3 protein-coding genes and 1 pseudogene are annotated in these 2837 nt (G+C 37.0%); all 4 read right to left on the bottom strand.

The window, feature by feature from the left end; translation table 11 throughout:
- Nucleotides 1–570: pseudogene (locus VNZ46_RS13525) on the bottom strand (iron dicitrate transport regulator FecR); the annotation flags it as partial.
- 64 nt (nucleotides 571–634) lie between these two features.
- On the bottom strand, nucleotides 635–1201 hold the full coding sequence (locus VNZ46_RS13520) for an RNA polymerase sigma-70 factor (protein WP_325560621.1): 567 nt from the start codon (nucleotides 1199–1201) through the stop codon (nucleotides 635–637).
- Between the two features lie 131 nt (nucleotides 1202–1332).
- On the bottom strand, nucleotides 1333–2256 hold the full coding sequence (locus VNZ46_RS13515; RefSeq protein ID WP_325560620.1) for an endonuclease/exonuclease/phosphatase family protein: 924 nt from the start codon (nucleotides 2254–2256) through the stop codon (nucleotides 1333–1335).
- A gap of 421 nt (nucleotides 2257–2677) precedes the next feature.
- Nucleotides 2678–2837: cupin domain-containing protein (locus VNZ46_RS13510; RefSeq protein ID WP_325560622.1), on the bottom strand; the 160-nt coding region annotated here is incomplete at its 5' end.

Here is a 2837-nt window from a genome sequence, read left to right as displayed (position 1 = left end):
AGTTGCCGCATTAAGCCACACTCTCGTTCCATCAGGCAGTTCTATCTGGTATTGTTCTCCATTAGCGGTCGAAAGCGTATTATAGGCTGCATCCCCGGTAGCTTTTGCATTTTTCACATGATAGACTACCTCCCCGTTTGCGGTTTTAGTAATACTTACACCAGATTGATTGGCCAGTTCTCCAGTAGAAGCATCCTCTAACACAATTTTCTTTCCGTTCGATAAAGTTAAAGTAGCCGTGTGCTTACCTGGAGCGATATCATTGGTATAAACAATCTCCGTTTTCTTTGCAGGCTTTTGCAAATAATAAGATAAGCCCACACCAACAATCAATATAATAGAAGCTGCCGCCGCTACACGTGGCCATAATTTAACACGTCCTTTAGGCGCAATGCCCAAACGCGACTGCAGTTTTTCATCTGCCTTTTTAAAATCTGGCGCAGCAAGATCGTCATCATTTGCCTGCAAAGACGCATTAAGATACCAACTTTCTACAATAGCCTTTTCTTCCGGGCTACAATTTCCATTCGAGTACTTTTCCAGTAAATTTTTAGCGTCTTTGCTTTCCATAAATCCGATTGTTTTATAATCCCGTTTATGTATAAGACGAACAACCGGAACGAAAGTGGTAGATTTAAAAAAAGAAAATATACAATCCGCCCAATTTTATTTTCAGAATTTTTATAGCATTGGAAATCTGCTTCTTAACCGTACCCTCCGAAATCTCGGTCACATCTGCAATCTGTTTGTAAGAAAGGTTTTCTTTTCTGCTCAGTTCAAATATCTGCCGCATTTTTTTTGGCAGCTGAGAAATTTCACTTTCAATACGACTAGCCAGTTCATGCTCCCGGACAGTATTGTCAGTAATAAATTCCCCTTTATCTATAAAGCTTTGCAAAGATGCCAGATAATTTGTTTTAAGTTTATTCCTGTTGACCAGATCAATGACTTTATTGCGGGTTGCAGCATATAAATAAGAGGATAAAGAACCCGTAAAAGAAAGCTCTGCGCATTTAGACCATAAAGAGGCAAATATCTCCTGGACAATATCCGTCGCCTCGTCATCATCTCTAAGCATCTTTCTAGCATGACGGAACATTAAAGCCCAGTACCTATGATAGATTTCTGTGTACGCAGCATGATCCCCAGACTTCAACAAGCCAGTCAATTCGTTATCGGTCAGACCACTATACTTTCTCATAATATTAGATTCCGCTTTGTGCCGGGCGAAAATTAGTATTGGAGCTTCCTCAAATTTATATTTCTGATCAAGTATATATAACTAATTCAAATATTCCTAATGTGATAAAAAAATAAACGGTTTTTAATCTTTTACTTTTTGAACTCAAACTCTGCCCTGACTGGATAATGATCTGACAAAGTATCCGTAACGCTATCTTTTACAATTTCCACGCTTTTACAAGACGCTTTAAGTTTCTCAGAAATCATCATATAATCAATCCTTATTTTGTCACTCAGTGGCCCAGGATACACCTTTGAGGGATAACTCTCTTCAAAGTATTTATGAAATAGGGAGAAACTATCGTAGAATCCGGACTGCAAAAAAGCCCGGATCACCTGATAATCCAATTGATTCCTGTCATTTAGATTCTTTAGCACCTTATTCTTTTGTTGCGCCATATACATACTATCCCTAATACCTGAATTAGCATAAAACAAACTATCTTTCGGCGAAAAGGCATTAAAGTCACCCAATATAATAGTCTTTTCCTCTAGTTTAACCTTTTGCCTAAGCACATTTATAACTGACGCAGCCTCCTGCAACCTCTTAGTGCTGCTAAAGGGCGAAAAATGCACAACAAAAAAATTAATACCATTTATTTCAGCATACAAACAACCATGGTGCATCCCATCGATCAATCTGTAAACATTGCTGATTGGATAACGTGACGTAATCCCAACAGGATACCCATTTTCCTTAACGATAACAGCATATGGGTGCCCCCAGCTTTTAGCAAGCTTAGAAAAGGACGTTTGTGTAAAATTGTTCAACTCTTCAAACGCAATCACATCCGCATTTTGCTTCCGGGCCCATTTCACAAAAGTATGCGTTCGTTTAGTTTCACTTTCAAAACCATTCCAGACATTATATTCAATTATTGAAATCCTCTTTACACGTTCGGCCCTAAAAAAAGCATATAAGAAAAAAAAAGGCATAAGCACCATTAAGCGCAAGATAAATAAGGATAAATGATTTAATACGCTTTCCGCGCTCCTGATTACTTTACTATTCATTTCATTTTTATAAATATATTTTCTACAAAATACTCCATACATAAGCTTACAGACTCCCTATTACATATATTCTCATTATTCAAAAAAGAGCCGTATTGCTACGGCTCTTAACAAAACTAATCACTAACCAAATGATTAAGTATACGTGAATACTACCCAGAATTTTGTTTCAATTTAAGATCCGAAAATTGCCTCGCGCTCAACATTTCACTTGCTCATCACACAAACGCAATTGTACAGTATACGTAAACAAAAGCCAGGCACACAAAACAAATATAATATAAAAAAATATTTACAGTATACTAATACTAAACTTTTCTCACAAAAAAATCTATCCGTAACCAACAGCCGGATAGATTCTGCATATAAAATTAAAAATTAAAACCCAAGAGAACAGATTTCAAAGAAAGAAGCGGATAAACTAATCGTTTGAAATGAAATAATAAACAACCAGCATCACGGCATCAGAATCGCCAATATTAGAAAGATTATGCCCCAGGCGACCATCAAAAAAAATCGAATCCCCCTCTTCCAGAATATAGTTGTTATCCTCTATCAGATAATTGACCCTGCCTTTTACA

Source organism: Pedobacter sp. (genome assembly GCF_035566355.1).
Classification (GTDB): Bacteria; Bacteroidota; Bacteroidia; order Sphingobacteriales; family Sphingobacteriaceae; genus Pedobacter.
Note: the sequence above shows the minus strand (reverse complement) of the source record. Positions and strands in the feature narration are given on the sequence as shown.